At 73.3% G+C, this 15,336-nt stretch carries 15 protein-coding genes and 1 riboswitch; of the genes, 11 read left to right on the top strand and 4 right to left on the bottom strand.

The features are described from left to right. Positions 1-23 precede the first annotated feature (23 nt). A riboswitch (guanidine-III (ykkC-III) riboswitch) is annotated at positions 24-83 on the top strand. Positions 84-115: 32 nt separating this feature from the next. Continuing rightward, positions 116-436 carry a DMT family transporter gene (locus tag ACZ4VL_RS14575; protein ID WP_468199672.1) on the top strand — a complete coding sequence of 107 codons (321 nt, stop codon included), beginning with the start codon at positions 116-118 and terminating at the stop codon, positions 434-436. Between the two features lie 28 nt (positions 437-464). Here the strand turns inward: ACZ4VL_RS14575 and ACZ4VL_RS14570 are convergent, their stop codons facing one another. Further along, on the bottom strand, positions 465-2,966 hold the full coding sequence (locus tag ACZ4VL_RS14570; RefSeq protein WP_468199671.1) for a transglycosylase domain-containing protein: 2,502 nt from the start codon (positions 2,964-2,966) through the stop codon (positions 465-467). Positions 2,967-3,183: 217 nt separating this feature from the next. On the opposite strand from ACZ4VL_RS14570, the gene ACZ4VL_RS14565 reads away from it, so the two are divergent. The 5 genes from ACZ4VL_RS14565 to ACZ4VL_RS14545 all read left to right on the top strand — a co-directional run bounded on the left by ACZ4VL_RS14565 (position 3,184) and on the right by ACZ4VL_RS14545 (position 8,747). Continuing rightward, positions 3,184-4,032, top strand: coding sequence for an ABC transporter permease (locus tag ACZ4VL_RS14565; RefSeq protein WP_468199744.1), 849 nt, complete (start codon positions 3,184-3,186; stop codon positions 4,030-4,032). Beyond that, positions 4,025-5,026 (top strand): ABC transporter permease, encoded by a 1,002-nt coding sequence (locus ACZ4VL_RS14560; protein WP_468199670.1) that lies wholly within the window; start codon positions 4,025-4,027, stop codon positions 5,024-5,026. Before ACZ4VL_RS14565 ends, ACZ4VL_RS14560 begins: the two co-directional genes overlap by 8 nt. 69 nt (positions 5,027-5,095) lie before the next feature. After that, a complete protein-coding gene (locus ACZ4VL_RS14555; protein WP_468199668.1) occupies positions 5,096-6,079 on the top strand; it encodes an ABC transporter ATP-binding protein in 984 nt (327 codons plus the stop codon). Positions 6,080-6,248: 169 nt separating this feature from the next. After that, positions 6,249-6,947: a DUF1707 SHOCT-like domain-containing protein gene (locus ACZ4VL_RS14550; protein ID WP_468199667.1), complete on the top strand. Its 699-nt coding sequence runs from the start codon at positions 6,249-6,251 to the stop codon at positions 6,945-6,947. Between the two features lie 225 nt (positions 6,948-7,172). Next, positions 7,173-8,747, top strand: coding sequence for a DUF445 domain-containing protein (locus ACZ4VL_RS14545; RefSeq protein WP_468199666.1), 1,575 nt, complete (start codon positions 7,173-7,175; stop codon positions 8,745-8,747). A 381-nt stretch (positions 8,748-9,128) separates the two neighbouring features. On the opposite strand, the gene ACZ4VL_RS14540 is transcribed toward ACZ4VL_RS14545, so the two are convergent. Further along, positions 9,129-9,428: a hypothetical protein gene (locus tag ACZ4VL_RS14540; protein ID WP_468199664.1), complete on the bottom strand. Its 300-nt coding sequence runs from the start codon at positions 9,426-9,428 to the stop codon at positions 9,129-9,131. A gap of 175 nt (positions 9,429-9,603) precedes the next feature. Beyond that, on the bottom strand, positions 9,604-9,783 hold the full coding sequence (locus tag ACZ4VL_RS14535) for a hypothetical protein (RefSeq protein WP_468199663.1): 180 nt from the start codon (positions 9,781-9,783) through the stop codon (positions 9,604-9,606). A 157-nt stretch (positions 9,784-9,940) separates the two neighbouring features. Here ACZ4VL_RS14535 and ACZ4VL_RS14530 point away from each other — a divergent pair, with 157 nt between their 5' ends. Together ACZ4VL_RS14530 and ACZ4VL_RS14525 are read left to right on the top strand one after the other, a co-directional pair. Beyond that, positions 9,941-10,480, top strand: a complete 540-nt coding sequence (locus ACZ4VL_RS14530; RefSeq protein ID WP_468199661.1) for a GNAT family N-acetyltransferase — start codon at positions 9,941-9,943, stop codon at positions 10,478-10,480. 301 nt (positions 10,481-10,781) lie between these two features. Continuing rightward, the gene (locus ACZ4VL_RS14525) at positions 10,782-11,777 is read left to right on the top strand and encodes a hypothetical protein (RefSeq protein ID WP_468199660.1); all 996 of its coding nucleotides are present in this window, start codon (positions 10,782-10,784) and stop codon (positions 11,775-11,777) included. Positions 11,778-11,837: 60 nt separating this feature from the next. On the opposite strand, the gene ACZ4VL_RS14520 is transcribed toward ACZ4VL_RS14525, so the two are convergent. Then, on the bottom strand, positions 11,838-12,845 hold the full coding sequence (locus ACZ4VL_RS14520; protein WP_361084544.1) for an SEC-C domain-containing protein: 1,008 nt from the start codon (positions 12,843-12,845) through the stop codon (positions 11,838-11,840). A gap of 68 nt (positions 12,846-12,913) precedes the next feature. Between ACZ4VL_RS14520 and ACZ4VL_RS14515 the strand changes: the two genes are divergently transcribed. The 3 genes from ACZ4VL_RS14515 to ACZ4VL_RS14505 all read left to right on the top strand — a co-directional run bounded on the left by ACZ4VL_RS14515 (position 12,914) and on the right by ACZ4VL_RS14505 (position 15,181). Further along, positions 12,914-13,759, top strand: a complete 846-nt coding sequence (locus tag ACZ4VL_RS14515; RefSeq protein WP_468199743.1) for a class E sortase — start codon at positions 12,914-12,916, stop codon at positions 13,757-13,759. A gap of 263 nt (positions 13,760-14,022) precedes the next feature. Next, positions 14,023-14,301, top strand: a complete 279-nt coding sequence (locus ACZ4VL_RS14510) for a DUF6412 domain-containing protein (RefSeq protein ID WP_468199741.1) — start codon at positions 14,023-14,025, stop codon at positions 14,299-14,301. Positions 14,302-14,473: 172 nt separating this feature from the next. After that, the gene (locus ACZ4VL_RS14505) at positions 14,474-15,181 is read left to right on the top strand and encodes a YidC/Oxa1 family membrane protein insertase (RefSeq protein ID WP_468199658.1); all 708 of its coding nucleotides are present in this window, start codon (positions 14,474-14,476) and stop codon (positions 15,179-15,181) included. Positions 15,182-15,336 lie beyond the last annotated feature (155 nt).

Raw genomic sequence — 15,336 nt, 5'->3', positions numbered from 1 at the left:
TGTCGTGCTGCCGCTTTGCTACGGTGGGGGTGAACCGCCCCGACGAGACGCGCCGTACCGGGTTGACGACAAGACGACGCACCCCCGTTTCCGTTCTCGTTCCGGAGGTGCCGTCATGGCCTGGGTTCTCCTACTCGTCGCCGGTCTGCTCGAGGTCGGCTGGTCGATCGGCATGAAGTTCACCGACGGGTTCACGCGGCTGTGGCCGAGCGTGTTCACCGGTGCGGGGATCGTCGCCAGCATGGTGCTGCTGTCGTACGCGGCGCGGACGCTGCCGATCGGGACCGCGTACGGGGTGTGGGTGGGCATCGGTGCGGCCGGGGCCGCGGTGCTCGGGATGGTCGTGCTGGGTGAGCCGGTCACCGCGTCCCGGGTGTTCTTCATCGTGCTGCTGCTGGTGGCCGTGGTGGGGCTGAAGGCGACGTCCGGGCACTGACCGGGGTCGTTCGGCGTTCCGGGTTTCGTCATTCCAGGTATTCGGAGGGCGGGCGGGTACGGGTGCGCAGGAGCGGGCCGCCGCCCGTGCCGCCGAGGGCGCCGGTGATGCCGCTGCTGGTGCCGCCGCCCGTGCCGCCGCCGGTGGTGGTGCCGCCGGTGGTCCGGCCCTCGGTGGTCCGGCCGCCGGTTTCCTGGCCGCCCTGCTGCTGTCCTTCGGTCCGGCCCTGGTCCTGGTCCTGGCCTCCTTGGTCCTGGCCGCCCTGGTCCTGGCCTTCGTTCTGGCCCTGGTCCTGTCCGTCCCGGGGTCCGGTCGGCCGGCCCGGGCGTTCCGGCGGGAACGGCGTGCCCGGGGTGGTCTCGCCGGGTTGTTGCGGTGTCTGCGGGGCGAAGGGCGGCGGGGTGGCGGCCGCGCCGGGCTGGAGTTCGAGGTCGAAGTCGACGGGGTCGGTCGCCTCCAGGGCCGTCTTCGTGTACTGGGCCCAGATCCGGGCGGGGTAGCCGCCGCCGCCGATGCGGGCCTGGCCGAGTGCCCCGTACAGGGATTCGGGGGTGCCGGTGTCGGGGTCCTGGCCCATCATCGCCACGACCGTGACGAGGTTCGGGGTGTACGCGGCGAACCAGGCGGCGCGGTCGAGTTCGGCGGTGCCGGTCTTGCCGGCGGACGGGTGGCCGGCGGCGAGGGCGGCGGTGCCGGTGCCGTTGTCGACGACGCCGATCAGGACGGAGGTCGTGGTGTCGGCGGACTCGCGGCTGACGGCCCGGCGCGGGGTGCGGTCGGGGAGCGGGACGGTGTCGTCACCCTTGGTGATCTTCTCGACGAAGGTGTACGGGGTGTACTGCCCGTGGTCGGCGAGGGTGGCGTACGCCTGGGTCATGTCGAGGACGCTGGCCTGCATGGTGCCGAGGGCCATGGCCGGGGTGGCGGTGAAGTTCGGGGTGTTCGCGGGGATGCCGAGGGCGATCGCGGTCCGTTTGACCTTGGCGGTGCCGACGTCGACGACCATCTGCGCGAAGACGGTGTTGACGGAGAGGTCGGTGGCGGTGGTGACGGGGATGAGGCCGTAGCTGATCTGGCCCTCGTTCTCGGGTGCGTAGGGGATGCGGGTGCCGACGACGCGGCGCCTGTTGTCGCCGTTGTAGAGGGTGGCGGGGGTGATCAGGCGGCCGTCCTGGGTGCGGGAGCCGTTCTCGACGGCGGAAGCGAAGACGAACGGCTTGAAGGTGGAGGCGACCTGGTAGTCGTGCCGGGTCGCGTTGTTGACGTACTGCTTGGTGTAGTCGATGCCGCCGTACATGGCGACGACCTTGCCGGTGGCCGGGTCGATGGAGGTGCCGCCGGCGCGGACGAAGCGGTCCACGGGGCGCTGTTCGGGGTCGAGTTTGCTGACCATCTGGTCGTCGACGGCGTCGACGAGGTCGGTCTGGCGGCGGCGGTCGATGGTGGTGGTGATGCGGTAGCCGCCCTCGGCGAGGGTGTTCTCGTCGAGGATCTTGTGTTCGGTGATGTAGTCCTTGACGGCTTCGACGAGGTAGCCGCGTTGGCCGGACAGGCCGGGGGCCGCGCGGACCTTGCCGGGTTCGGGGAAGCGGACGGCGGCGCGCTCGGTCTCGGTGAGCCAGTTCTTCTTGACCATGCCGTCGAGGACGTAGTTCCAGCGGGCGAGGGCGCGGTCGCGGCTGCCGGGGTGGGTGACGACGTCGAAGGTGCTGGGGGAGTTGAGGAGGGTGGCGAGGTAGGCGCCCTCGGCGGTGGTGAGCCGGCCGACGTCCTTGCCGTAGTAGGCCTGGGCGGCGGCTTGGATGCCGTAGGCGTTGCGGCCGAAGTAGCTGGTGTTGAGGTAGCCCTCCAGGATGTAGTCCTTCGACTTCTCGCGGCCCAGTTTGATCGCGATGAAGAACTCCTTGACCTTGCGCTTGATGGTCTGTTCCTGGCCGAGGTAGTAGTTCTTGACGTACTGCTGGGTGATGGTGGAGCCGGACTGTTTGCCCTTGCCGGTGAGGGTGTTCCAGGCGGCGCGGACCATCGCCTTGGGGTCGACGGCCCGCTCGGAGTAGAAGTCGCGGTCCTCGGCGGCGAGTACGGCTTCCTGCACCGTTCGGGGGATCTGGGAGAGCGGGACGTTGACGCGGTTGACCTCGCCGTCGTGGGCGAGTTGGGAGCCGTCGGAGTAGAGGTAGACGTTGGACTGGGCGGTGGCCGCGGCGTTGGCGGGCGGGATGTCGACGAGCAGGTAGCCGGCGATGAGGGCGCCGCCGAGGAGCAGGAGCAGCAGCAGGACGCAGCCCAGGACCACGCGCCAGGTGGGGACCAGGCGGCGCCATCCGGTGCGCGGGCGCTTGGGTTTGGGGGCGGGGTGCTGTCCGGCGGTGTGGTCGGCGGGGTGTCCGACGCCGTGTCCGGTGCCGTGTCCGGGGCCGTGTGCTGTGGGTCGTGCGCCCGGCTGTCCGCCGGGTCGTCCGTCGGGCTGTCTGCGGGAGGCGTCCGGGTCGCGAGGGGTCCAGCCAGGGGGCGGTGACTGGTCGCTCATTGCCGGGGCTCCTCGAAGGTGTTCGAAATATCCGGATCTGTACTCCATGCTGTCTACCCGATGGCTGCTCGTTCCGCGTCGAACGGGCGTAATACGGGCGCAAATCGGTCGCACGGATCGCTCCTCCGCACTAAGCTCGCGCGTCTTTGGCCTGGGCAGGCACGGACATCGTGGGAACGACGCGGGAAATCGGAGGGATACGGTGCGCCAGCGGGCGGTGGGGCGGGCTGCCGGGCGGGCTGCCGGGCAGGTAGTCGGACGGGCGCGGCTGTATCTGGCCGTCGCGGCCGGGGGGTTGAGGCGGTACGCCACGTACGGAACGGCGACGGCGGCGGGGGTCTTCACCAACACCGTCTTCGGCTTCATCCTCGCGTACACGTACCTCGCGCTGTGGGACGAGCGTCCGGGCCTCGGCGGTTACGACCAGGCGCAGGCCCTGACCTTCGTATGGGTGAGCCAGGCGATGTTGGCCGCTGCGGCGTTGATCGGCGGAGGCTTCCAGGAGGATCTCCAGGAGCGGATCCGGACCGGGGACATCGCGGTCGACCTGTACCGGCCGGCGGACCTGCAGTTGTGGTGGCTCGCCGCCGACCTGGGGCGGGCCGCGTTCCAGTTGGTGGCGCGGGGGGCGGTGCCGCTGGCGGCCGGGGCGCTGGCCTTCGAGTTGGCGCTGCCCGCGGATCCGCTGCGCTGGCTGCTGTTCCTGGTGTCCGTGTTGCTGGGGCTGGTGGTGAGCTTCGCGCTGCGGTACCTGCTGGGGCTCGCGGCGTTCTGGCTGATGGACGGCTCCGGGGTCAACCTGATGGCGACGGTCGCCTCGGTCTTCTTCTCGGGGATGCTGCTGCCGCTGACGGTGTTCCCGGGCGGTTTCGGGGAGTTGGTGCGGGTGCTGCCGTGGTCGGCGATGCTCCAGGTGCCGATGGACGTGCTGCTGGGCCGGGACGCGGGGGCCGCGGGGGTGGCGCGGGCGCTGGCCTTCCAGGCGGGGTGGGTGGTGGTGCTGCTGGGGCTGGGGCGGCTGATGCAGTCGGCCGCGACACGGAAGGTGGTGGTGCAGGGTGGCTGAGGAGGTCCCCGCGGTACGGGGATTCGAGGGCGCACACGGGGGCGGGGGCGCACATGGGCGCGGGGGCGCACGCGGGGTCGAGGGCGCATGCGGGGGCGGGGGCACTGCTGGGTTCGAGGGCACCGTCGGGTTCCCCGGCAGTGCCGGGTACCGGGGCGCTCGGGGGTTCGCGGGGGCGTGGTGCGGGCGTGCGCTGGAGGGGCTGCGCGGCTACGGGCTGATCGCCGCGATGTGGATCCGGTCGACGATGGCGTACCGGGCGTCGTTCGTGCTCTCGACGGTCGGGAACGCGGCGATCACACTGCTCGACTTCGTCGCGATCTTCCTGATGTTCTCGCACGTCGACGCCCTGGGCGGGTTCACCCTGCCCGAGATCGCACTGCTGTACGGGGCCTCCTCGGCCTCGCTCGGGCTCGCCGACCTGCTGCTCGGCACCACCGAACGGATCGGGCTGCGGATCCGCGACGGCTCGCTCGACACGATGCTGGTGCGGCCGGTGCCGGTGCTCGCCCAGGTGGCGGCCGACCGGTTCGCGCTGCGCCGGCTGGGGCGGGTCGTGCAGGGGCTGGGGGTGATGGCCTGGGGGGTGACGGTGCTGGACGTGCAGTGGACGCTCGCCAAGGCCCTGCTGCTGCCCGTGATGGTCGTGGCCGGGGCGGCGATCTTCGGGGCGGTGATGGTGGCCGGGGCTGCGTTCCAGTTCGTCGCCGGGGACGCGGCGGAGGTGCAGAACTCGTTCACGTACGGCGGCAACACGATGCTCCAGTACCCGCCGACCGTCTTCGCGAAGGACCTGCTGCGCGGGGTCACGTTCCTGGTGCCGCTCGCCTTCGTCAACTGGCTGCCCGCGCTGTACGTGCTGGGGCGGCCGGATCCGCTGGGGCTGCCCGGGTGGCTGGCGTTCATGAGCCCGGTGGTGGCGTTCGTGGTGTTCGTGCCCGCGTCGCTGGCCTGGCGCGCGGGCCTTCGTACGTATCGGAGCACGGGGAGTTGAGGCGTTGTGGGCAGTGAGGGCAGCGGCGCAGATGTGGGTGCGGGTGCGGGTGCGGGTGTGGAGGTTGGTGTGGACGTCGTGCACGGCGGGGAGGTGCTGATCGAGCTGGACGGGGTCGAGAAGGTCTTCGACGTCCGGCGGCGGGCCGGCCTGGTGAGGCGGGAGAAACGCCAGGTCAGGGCCGTGGACGGGATCAGCTTCCAGGTGGCGCGGGGCGAGGTGGTGGGCTACATCGGACCCAACGGCGCCGGGAAGTCGACCACGATCAAGATGCTGACCGGCATCCTGAACCCGAGCGGGGGCCAGCTGAGGGTCGCCGGCATCGACCCTGCACGGGAGCGGATGCGGCTGGCGCACCGCATCGGGGTGGTGTTCGGGCAGCGCACCACCCTGTGGTGGGACCTGCCGCTGAAGGACTCGTACGGGCTGGTGCGGCGGCTGTACCGGATTCCACGGGCCCGCTTCGAGGAGAACCTGGAGCGCTGCGTGGACCGGCTGGACCTGGGCGCGCTGCTGGACGTACCGGTGCGGCAGCTGTCGCTGGGGCAACGGATGCGCGGGGACATCGCGGCGGCGTTGCTGCACGATCCCGACGTGCTGTACCTGGACGAGCCGACGATCGGGCTCGACGTGGTGAGCAAGGCGAAGGTACGGGGCTTCCTGCGGCAGCTGAACCAGGAGCTCGGCACGACGGTGCTGCTCACGACCCACGACCTGCAGGACATCGAGCAGTTGTGCGAGCGGGTGATGGTCATCGACCAGGGGCGGCTGATGTACGACGGGGCGCTGGCCGGGCTGTACGCGGCGGGGTCGGTGGGGGAGAGCGAGCGGATGCTCGTACTGGACCTGGAGCGGGAGCTTCCGGCGATCAGCGTGTCGGGGGCGCGGGTGGTGAAGGTGGAGGGGCCGCGGCAGTGGCTGGCGTTCCCGGCCGGGGCCTCGGCGGCACCGCTGGTGGCGGAGGTGGCGGCGAAGTACCCGCTGTCGGACCTGTCGGTACGGGAGCCGGACATCGAGGACGTGATCGCGCGGATGTACGCGGGACGGGGCTGAGGAGAGCGGCCTGCGGGTGAGGGCGGGGGCGGGGGCGTGGGCGGGCCGGGGGTGGCTCGTCCGGGACCTCTAGGGGGTGCGGGCCAGGGACGAATCAGGGGCGGATCAGGGGACAAGACGGGGGTCCGGGCCGTACAACTCCCGGTCCCCGCTGCATAGGCTGGACCCCATGACTGACGAGGGGCCGCAGAAGCCGTTGCCGGAACTGAGGGCGTCGGATGCCGACCGGGAGCGGGTGGTGGAGCGGCTGCGCGACGCCGTCGCCGAGGGACGGCTCGACATGGACGAATTCGAGGAGCGGCTGGAGGCGGCGTACACCTCGCGCACCTACGCCGAGCTGGAGCCGCTGACCCGGGACCTGCCGGCGCCCGGCGGTGCCCCGGCGGGAGTACCGTTCCCGGTGGCGGGGACGGGGGCCGACGGCTCCTGGGCGGGGCGGGTCGGCGTCGGGAGGCCCGCGGGGACGTCCGGCACGGCCGTGGCCGTGATGTCCGGGTTCGACCGCAAGGGCAACTGGACCGTGCCCCCGCGCTTCGACGCGGTGGCGTTCTGGGGCGGCGGCCAGCTCGACCTGCGCGAGGCGTACTTCGCGGAGCGCGAGGTGGTGATCAACTGCGTCGCGATCATGGGAGGTGTCGAGATCATCGTCCCGCCGGACGTGGAGCTCGACGTACGGGGCGTCGGCATCATGGGCGGCTTCGACCAGAAGGGCGCTGCGGGCCCGCCGGCGCCGGGCGCCCCGCGGGTGGTCGTGACGGGCCTCGCCTTCTGGGGCGGGGTGGAGGTCAAGGTCAAGCCGCCGAAGACGCCCAGGCCGTCGAAGGGCCAGCAGGGCCTGGGCGGCCCGAGCCTCCGCAAGGAGCTGTGAGGGTCCGGGGTGCGGGGTCCGCCGTCCGGGGTCCGGGGGTCCGGGGTCGGGTCCGGTGGGTCGGTGGGGCCGGGGGCTTGAGGGCCTGGAGGCCTGAGGGTCCGAGTGCCTGAGGGGTCGAGGGGTCGAGGGGCGCAGGGTCCGCGAGCCCGGGGGTCCGAGGGCTTCAAGGACGGCGCGCCGGGCGCGCCGGGAACTCCTCGGGCTCGCGGGGAGTCGGATGCTATGCAGACAAAACCGGCGCCCGGGGGAAGGCAGAAGCACGTGAACGACCACACCGCACCCGAAGGCGACACCCCCGCGGGCCCGGACCCGGGCCACGGGCGGGGGACGGAATCAGGCCCCGGCCCCGGAGCCGGGACCGGCGCCGGGGCCGGGGATCCCGGCCCCGAGCCCGAGGCTCCCAGCGCCGGCTCCGGGGCCGGACCGGGACCCGGAACCCACGTGGTGCTGGCCGTGGCCGGCGGCGGCCCGGGCGCGGGCCCGGGCGCCGGCCCCCGGAGCGGGGGCCGGTCGGCCCGCACCCCCGCCCTCAGCGGCTTCGTGTTCAGCGAGGCGGACGAGGAGCGCCGCCGCGGCGTGCGCCGGATGAAGGTCACCGCCACCGGCCTGCTGCTCCTGGTGGCGCTGGTGTACGTGCTCACCACCTGGGCGGAGCACACCGGTGCCAGCGCCTGGGTCGGCTACGTCCGGGCCGCCGCCGAGGCGGGCATGGTCGGCGCGCTCGCGGACTGGTTCGCGGTGACGGCGCTCTTCCGTCATCCGCTCGGCCTGCCCATTCCGCACACCGCGATCATCCCGACCAAGAAGAACCAGCTCGGTGCCACGCTCGGCGACTTCGTCGGCGAGAACTTCCTCGCCCCGGACGTGGTCCGCGCCCGCCTGCACGCCCTCGGTATCGGCCGCCGGCTGGGGGCCTGGCTGGCCGAGCCCGCACACGCGGACCGGGTCACCGCCGAGCTCGCCACGGCGTTGCGCGGGGCCCTGACAGTACTGCGCGACTCCGACGTCCAGGCCGTCGTCGGGGAGGCCATCACGCGCCGCGCGGAGTCCGCCGAGATCGCGCCGGGCATCGGCAAGACCCTGGAGCGGGTCGTCGCGGACGGCGGGCACCACCGGGTCGTCGACCTGGTGTGCGCCAAGGCGCGCGACTGGCTGGTGACGCACGGGGACTCGGTGATGGGCGCCGTCCAGGGCGGTGCGCCGGGCTGGACCCCGCGGTTCGTGGACCGCAAGGTCGGCGAGCGCGTGTACAAGGAGCTGCTGCGCTTCCTCACGGAGATGCGGGACATGCCGCAGCACCCGGCGCGCGGGGCGGTGGACCGCTTCCTGACGGACTTCGCGGCCGACCTCCAGGCGGACACGGACACCCGGGCCCGGGTGGAACGGCTCAAGACCGAGATCCTGGAGCGGGAGGAGATCCAGGACGTGATCGCCTCCGCGTGGACGGCGATCAGGTCGCTGATCCTGGCGGCCGCTGAGGACGAGCGCAGCGAGCTGCGGCTGCGGGTACGGGCGTCGCTGCTGTCGCTGGGGACGAGGCTGGCCACGGACCAGCGGGTGCAGGACAAGGTGGAGGGGTGGATGGAGGGCGCGGTGGTGTACGTGGTGACCACCTACCGGGCCGAGATCACCTCGCTGATCACCGAGACGGTGGCCGGGTGGGACGCGGAGCAGACGACCCGCAAGATCGAGGCCCACATCGGCCGCGACCTGCAGTTCATCCGCATCAACGGCACGGTGGTCGGCGCCCTGGCCGGCCTCATGATCCACGCCGTGTCCCGAGCGTTCGGCGCGTGACCCCGGGGGCACGGGCGCCGGTACCACCGGCGACGCATGGCTGCCGTGCCGTGCCGTGCCGTGCCCCGCCGTGCCGCGCTAGGTACCGGTACCGGCACCGGTACCGGTACCGAGGACGGCCCGGGCGCCCCGGCCGCTGGAAGCACTGCCTTTCCGGCGCCGTGCGGGCCTGCCGCTGCGGCACCGCCGAGGTGTCGGGCGCGCCGGGCGGTCGGCGAGGGGAACGGGTGAGGTGGTGGCGTGGCTCCCGTGCCGCAACGGGCCTCGGGAGCGGCGGGGTGGTGCCGCCCCGGCACCCGTGGCCTCGGCTGTGCCGGCCGGCCGTGGCCTCGGCCGGCCGTGGGGTGGGCAGGGCGGCCCCGGTTGGTCAGCCCCGGTCGGTCAGCCGCGGTCGGCCACGGCCCAGGCGGTGGTGGCCACGACCGCGGTCGCGCCGAGCACGGCCGGCCACGCCCCGACCTTCTTCGCCAGCGGGTGCGCGCCCGCGAAGCCGGCCAGGTACAGCGCCCCGAGCCCGGCCGCCGCGGGGACGCCGCCGCGCCGGTGCCACTCGCGCCCGGCCGCGATCCCGGCCGCGCCCAGGACGACACCGCCCAGCTGACGCTTCTTGGTCCACCGGGCGACGGCGTAACCGCCGACCAGTCCGACGGCCGCCATTGCGGAACTCGGTACCCGCGCCATTCCCAACTCCCTCGTCAGTTCGTCGAATCCGTGTATCGGTGCTTGTGCGTGCGCGCGCCGTGTGGTCGCGGCTCGGGCCCCGCGTCTGCGCCCGGCCCGATCCCCACTGCACCACACCACACCGCAGGGCCCCCGCACATACGCGTACGTACGCGCGGCGGGCCCGTCTACGAGGCTAACGCGGCCGCTTCGGTACCCGGCCGGCGGCAGCCAGCGCCCCGAGCACGAGCACGGCCCCGCCGATCACCGCGTCCGGTACGGCCTCCTGCACGGCACGCGGCAGCAGTGCGACCACACCCAGAACGAGAAGGAAGGCGAGGGCGCACCGGCCGGCCGCCCGAAGCAGTCTGTCCACGGGCTGCTCAACGCGGCTGCCCGGTCCGCGACACGCACGCGGAGGAGGGGATTTGTCGCACACTCGCCGGATCCGTGCGGTACGCGCCCCGTGGTCCCGGACGGGCATACAGTCGCCGTCCCACCCCAATCGGGACGAAGAGAGAGGTGCGGACATCGTGATCTGCTACGGAGCGGCCGTCCTCGACCTCGCGGACGAACTCGTCGACGCCTACGCCGAGGTGTTCTCGGCACCGCCGTGGAACGAGGGTGCGGAAACCATTCGCCAGTTCGCGTCCCGGCTACAGTCCGACAGCCGGCGCCCCGGCTTCCGCACGGCGATCGCCCAGTCCGCCGCGGGCGTCGACGGCTTCGCCACGGCCTGGCTCACCCCGGCCGACTTCCCCTCCGACCGCGGGTACGCCCAGGTCGCCGCACAGCTCGGCCCGGACCGGGTACGGGACCTCCTCGCGGGTGCGCTGGAGATCGACGAGCTCGCCGTACGCCCGTACGCGCGCGGCCGCGGCACCGGCCGGGCCCTGCTCGCCGAGGTCACCGCCGACGCGCCGGACCGGCGGGCGTGGCTGCTGACCTCCCGCCTGGCGGCGGACACGGTGGCCACCTACCGCCGCCTGGGCTGGCACGAGGTCCCCGCCCTGCCGACCACCCACACCACCGCTGTGATCGTCTTCCTCTCCCCGGACCACCCGGGCCGCTGATCGGCCGGGCCGCTGACCGGACCCGGACGGGTGGGGCTGGGCCAGGCCGCTCTGGGCTGGGTGGGGCTGCACGGGGAGGCCGTGGCCGGGTCGAGCTGACCCGAGCCGGGCCGGGCGGGGCGGGGCGACGGATGGAGCCGGTCCGGGCGGTTGACCGGGCCGGGGGCGGGCTGGGCTACGCCGGGCGGGGTGGGCCGGGCAGACGGGTCGGTCGGGCCGGTGCGGCGGGGCCGGGTGAGCCGGGGAGGGGCAGAAGGGTCGGGCAGGGGTCCCGGGGTCGTGGGGCGGGCATACCGCCGGCATGATCACACCGAAGCTCCCGCCCCGGTTCCGCAGGCAGCTCAACCTCGCCACCCGCCACCAGCTCACCGCCTCCGGCGTCCCGGACGGCACCGTCACCTCCCGCACCCGCCCCGGGGGCCCCTGGCAGCGCTTACTGCCGCGCGTGTACCTCCTCCAGACCGGCCCCCCGGACCACCGCCAGCGCGCCCTCGCCGCCGTCCTGTACGCCGCCGAGCCCGCCGTGGACCCGCTGTCCGGCGCGACGGCCGCCCTCACCGGCGGCGCCGCCCTGGCCCTGCTCGGCATCCGCGACGCCTCCTGGACCCCGGCCGACGTCCTGGTCCGCGCCCCGCGCAAGCCGGCCGCCACCGCCGAGGTGCGGCCCGTACCGACGACTCGTTGGCCCCAGACGATCTCGGTGGCGGGCATCCCCTCCACCCGCCCCGTCCGGGCGGCGGCCGACTTCGCCTCGCGCGCCACCGACCCCGACCGGGTCCGCGCGATCCTGGCCCACGTCGTCCAGTCCGGCTGGTGCCACCCGCAGGACCTGTACGCCGAACTCCGCACCGCGCGCCTCCTGCGCCGTCCGGCGATCCGCGCCGCGGCCGCGGAACTCGTGGCCGGGGTCCGCTCCCCGGCCGAGGCCCGGGCCCGTGACGCCCTCACCGCGACGGACCTCCCGACCCCGCTGTGGAACGCCCGCCTCTACACCCCGGACGGCGCCTTCCTGGCCAGCCCCGACGCGTACTGGCCCGACGAGGGCGTCGCCCTGGAGATCGACTCGGCCGAGTACCACTACACCCGCGACGCCTGGCAGGCCACCCTCCGCCGCCGGCTCCGCCTGGAGTCCCACGGCATCCTGGTGGTCAGCGCGACCCCGTCGATGATCCGCGACACCCCCGACGAGGTCACCAGGGCCCTCCGCGCCCTCCTGACCCTCACTTCCACCCGCCCCAGCCCACCGAGGGCGGTGGCCCGCGGCCACCAACAACTCGAACTGCCGCTCCGCTGCTGAGGGGGTACGGGCCACTGCGGCCCGGATCACGCCGTGGGCGGCATCACGCCGCGGCCGGGATCACGCCGTGGGCGGCCGGCCGTGGCACTCCGCGTAGGGCTTGGTCGAGGTGCACCAGCAGGGGGCGTTCGGGGACGGGGGCCACGGGGTGGCCTTGCCGCGGGCGGCCAGGGTCGTCGCGTACTCCGGGAGGAGGGACGGGGAGGCCGGGGAGGTCTTCTCCGACGCGGCGAACGCCTCGTACGAGGGGACGCTGGCCGTGACGATGCCGAGGTTCGTCGTGCCCGAGGCGGCCAGGGCGCGCAGCGACGTCTCGATCTGGGTGAGGTGTGCCTCGTGCGAGGGGTACTCCGCCGCCAGGGTCGGGTAGCTGGTCAGGAGCTCGGCCAGCTCCCGCTGCGGCCAGTGCAGGATCGCCACCGGGAAGGGGCGGGACAGGGCGGCACGCCGGTCGCCCAGCTCCGCGCGGAGCCGGGCGATCTCGGCACGGAGCTCGGCCGGGTCGTCGGAGCCCAGGGCCCAGATGCGCTTCGGGTCGTGCAACTCGTCCAGCGGGATCGGGCCGGTGTGACGGGTGTCGGCGACCATGTCCCAGTCGTCGTGCGGGAGCCCGAGCAGGCGGCGCACCCGGTGGCGGCCCGTGAGGAGCGCGGTGGTGGCCGGAGTCAGCGGTGCGGCGTCCGAGATGAGGAGGGTGGCCGCCTGGGTGAAGCACTCCTCCGAGTCGGCGAGCTCGTCGTGGGCCTCCAGGGCCTCCGCGATGACCTCCCAGGGGGCCGGGTCCGAGGGGGCCGCGGCCCGGATGCCCTGGATGAGGGCGCGTGCCTCGGGCTCGTGCCCGTACTCCCACAGGTTCGCGGCCTGCAACGCCTTGATCAGGTGGACGTTGGCCGGTTTGCCGGCGAGGAGTTGGTCGTAGAGCGCGCTCGCCCGCTCTCGTGCGTCGGCCAGTTCGAGATGGGCCGCGGCCTGGAGCAGCAGCGGCTCCTGGTCCTCGGGGTAGCGGGTCGCCGTGCGGATCAGGCGCTCGGCTTCGGCGATGTGCTCGGCAGGCGTGTCGGGGCGCATGGTTCACACCGTACTGCCGCTGGTCTGTTGGCGGGGGAGGTCTTAAGGTGCGCCCCGTGCGGGATCACATGCGTGTGGTGGTGCACGGCCGCGGAGCGGGGTCCTCCCGGGCCGGTTTGCGGGGGTTGCACGGGGTGCGGGGGTTGCGCGGGGTGCAGGGGTTGCGCGGCGTGCGCGGTTTGTTGTGGGTGGCCGCCGAACTGGCCGTCACGGTGGGTGTGGTGGTGCTGCTGTTCGTCGTGCACCAGGTGTGGTGGACCAACCGGCTCGCCGCTGCCTCGGCCCAGCGGCAGGTCGCGGCGCTGGAGAGGGGGTGGGGAGGGCTCGGTCCTGCTCCTGGGGAGCTCGGAGGTTCCTCGCCCGCGCCCGCGCCTACGGCTGTGCCTGCGCCTGCGCCTGCTGCATCGGGTTCGTCGGCGACTGGTGGGGGTGGTTCTGGCCCTGGCTCCGTTGGGGCCGGTGGGGGGTCGGGGCCGGTCTCTGCGTACGGTGTGCTGCGGATTCCCCGGCTCGGTGTCGTCGCGCCGATCGCGCAGGGGGTCGACAAGCGGTCCGTGCTCGACAAGGGGTACGCCGGTCACTACCCCGGGACCGCCCAGCCAGGTGCGGAGGGCAACTTCGCGCTGGCCGGGCACCGCAACACCCACGGGGAACCGTTCCGGTACATCAACCGGCTGCGGGCCGGGGACGAGTTGGTCGTCGAAGTGCGGGGGCGCACGTTCACGTACACCGTGCGCAAGACGCTGGCCGAGACGAGCGAGCGCGACGTCGGGGTGATCGCACCGGTACCGCGGAGCGCGGTCAGGCCGGAGTACGGGTTCGGCGAATCCGGCGCGTACATCACGCTCACCACCTGCACGCCCGAGTTCTCCTCCAAGTACCGGCTCGTGGTGTGGGGGACGCTGGTCCGTTAAGTGGCTTGGCCGGCGGGGGCGTTGTCGGTGGGGGCGGTTAGTATCGGGGTGCGCGCGTGCGTGTGTGCGTGCGGGGGTCGTGGAGGTGAGCGACCGCGGGCGGTCGAGAGGGGGTGGGTCGGGTCGTGGACGAGCAGGTGGACGAGCAAGGTGGCGAGAGCCGGGTGTCTTTGCGGTCCTACCGGTCCTACCGGTTCTCCCGGTCTTTCCGGTCTCTCGGGGCTCGATGGTCCGGTTCCCTCGTCGGGGCTGTCGCTTCGCGGCTGGCGCCGCTGCTGCTGCTCGCGGGATCCCTGTGGCTGTTCGCCGGGGAGAGCGGGCCGGGCGCCGTCATGGTCGCCCTCGCAGCCACCGCCGCCGCCGTCACCGTAGGGGTTGCCGCCCTGGTGGCGCGCCTCGTGCGGCCCGTGCCGCCCCACCGCATACGTACCGCGATCCGTGATCGCGAGCAGCGTACGGCGTTCCTGCCACAGCGTGATCCCGATGCCTCGGGCCGGTCGCGGCCCAGGGCGCCCGGCCGTCTCGTCCTGACGGCCGCGTAGGGGCGCGCAGCGTCGCTGCCTACCCTTTCTGCTTTCCGCTCCGCCCACGTTGCCCGTGCTGCCTGCTGTGTCGGGCGCGGGCGCCGGGCTTTGCTGTGCGTCCCTCGCGGGTCGTCGCGCCGAAATGCATGTCTGTCTTTCGACGTTCGACGAGACCCCTCGGAGGGCCCGCGTGTCCGTTTTCACTGATCTTGTTGTCGAGCTGGGCCGGCTCCTGGAGCCGGCACTGCCCGGGTCCGCGACCGCTGCGGCGATCGTGCTGTTCACCGTCCTCGTACGGCTCGCCCTGCACCCGCTGAACCGTGCCGCCTTCAAGGGCGCCACGCCCGTAGCCGGGTGCCTGCCGATGCTCTTGCAGGCGCCGGTGTTCATCCTCATGTACCGGTCCTTCACCACGCCCGGTGAGCTGCTGGACCACCGGCTGTTCGCGGCCCCGTTGAGCGCGCGGTGGGTTGACGCGCTCGGGGCCGGGGGTGTGCTCGGGGCGCAGGGGATGGTGTTCCTCGCGCTGTTCGCGGTGATCGCCGTGGTTGCCGCGTTGAGTGCGGTGCGGGCGCGGCGGACGGCTGCGTTGGTGGGGGTTGCTTCTGCCCCTGCCCCTGCCCCTGCCCCTGCTGCTGCTTCTGGTCCGGGGGCTGGTGCCCGTGCCCGTGCCCGTGCGGGTGCGTCGGCGGGGGTTGAGCTGAGTGCGGAGCAGCGGGAGATGTTGCGTCGGGTGGGCGGCGTACTGCCGCTGCTGTCCTTCGGGACGCTGATCACCGCCGCCGTGGTGCCGCTGGCCGCCGGGCTGTACCTCGCGACCACCACCGCCTGGTCGGTGGCCGAGCAGGCTTGGCTCCGGTACCGGAAGGAGCGGTTCGAGGTGGCGGGCGGGGCATAGGGCCGCCGCGGAGTCGGTTCCGGCCGGGCGTTCCAGTCCGTGAACAGGGTCTTGCGGATTGTTCGAGGGTCTTGGAGGATCAGCCAATCCTCCGATGGCCGCACCCATCGTCCGGCCCGGGGCACGCCCATGGGCCGACCACCCTCGACCACGGG

The sequence above is a fragment of the Streptomyces sp. NPDC029014 genome (genome assembly GCF_055564695.1).
Note: the sequence above shows the minus strand (reverse complement) of the source record. Positions and strands in the feature narration are given on the sequence as shown.

What these genes read in the sequence shown, in the direction of transcription:
- ACZ4VL_RS14520 (WP_361084544.1), bottom strand. Translation starts at nt 12,845, where the DNA reads ATGCGCCCCGACACGCCTGCCGAGCACATCGCCGAAGCCGAGCGCCTG.
- ACZ4VL_RS14570 (WP_468199671.1), bottom strand. Translation starts at nt 2,966, where the DNA reads ATGAGCGACCAGTCACCGCCCCCTGGCTGGACCCCTCGCGACCCGGAC.
- ACZ4VL_RS14515 (WP_468199743.1), top strand. Translation starts at nt 12,914, where the DNA reads ATGCGTGTGGTGGTGCACGGCCGCGGAGCGGGGTCCTCCCGGGCCGGT.
- ACZ4VL_RS14550 (WP_468199667.1), top strand. Translation starts at nt 6,249, where the DNA reads ATGACTGACGAGGGGCCGCAGAAGCCGTTGCCGGAACTGAGGGCGTCG.
- ACZ4VL_RS14545 (WP_468199666.1), top strand. Translation starts at nt 7,173, where the DNA reads ATGCAGACAAAACCGGCGCCCGGGGGAAGGCAGAAGCACGTGAACGAC.
- ACZ4VL_RS14525 (WP_468199660.1), top strand. Translation starts at nt 10,782, where the DNA reads ATGATCACACCGAAGCTCCCGCCCCGGTTCCGCAGGCAGCTCAACCTC.
- ACZ4VL_RS14575 (WP_468199672.1), top strand. Translation starts at nt 116, where the DNA reads ATGGCCTGGGTTCTCCTACTCGTCGCCGGTCTGCTCGAGGTCGGCTGG.
- ACZ4VL_RS14540 (WP_468199664.1), bottom strand. Translation starts at nt 9,428, where the DNA reads ATGGCGCGGGTACCGAGTTCCGCAATGGCGGCCGTCGGACTGGTCGGC.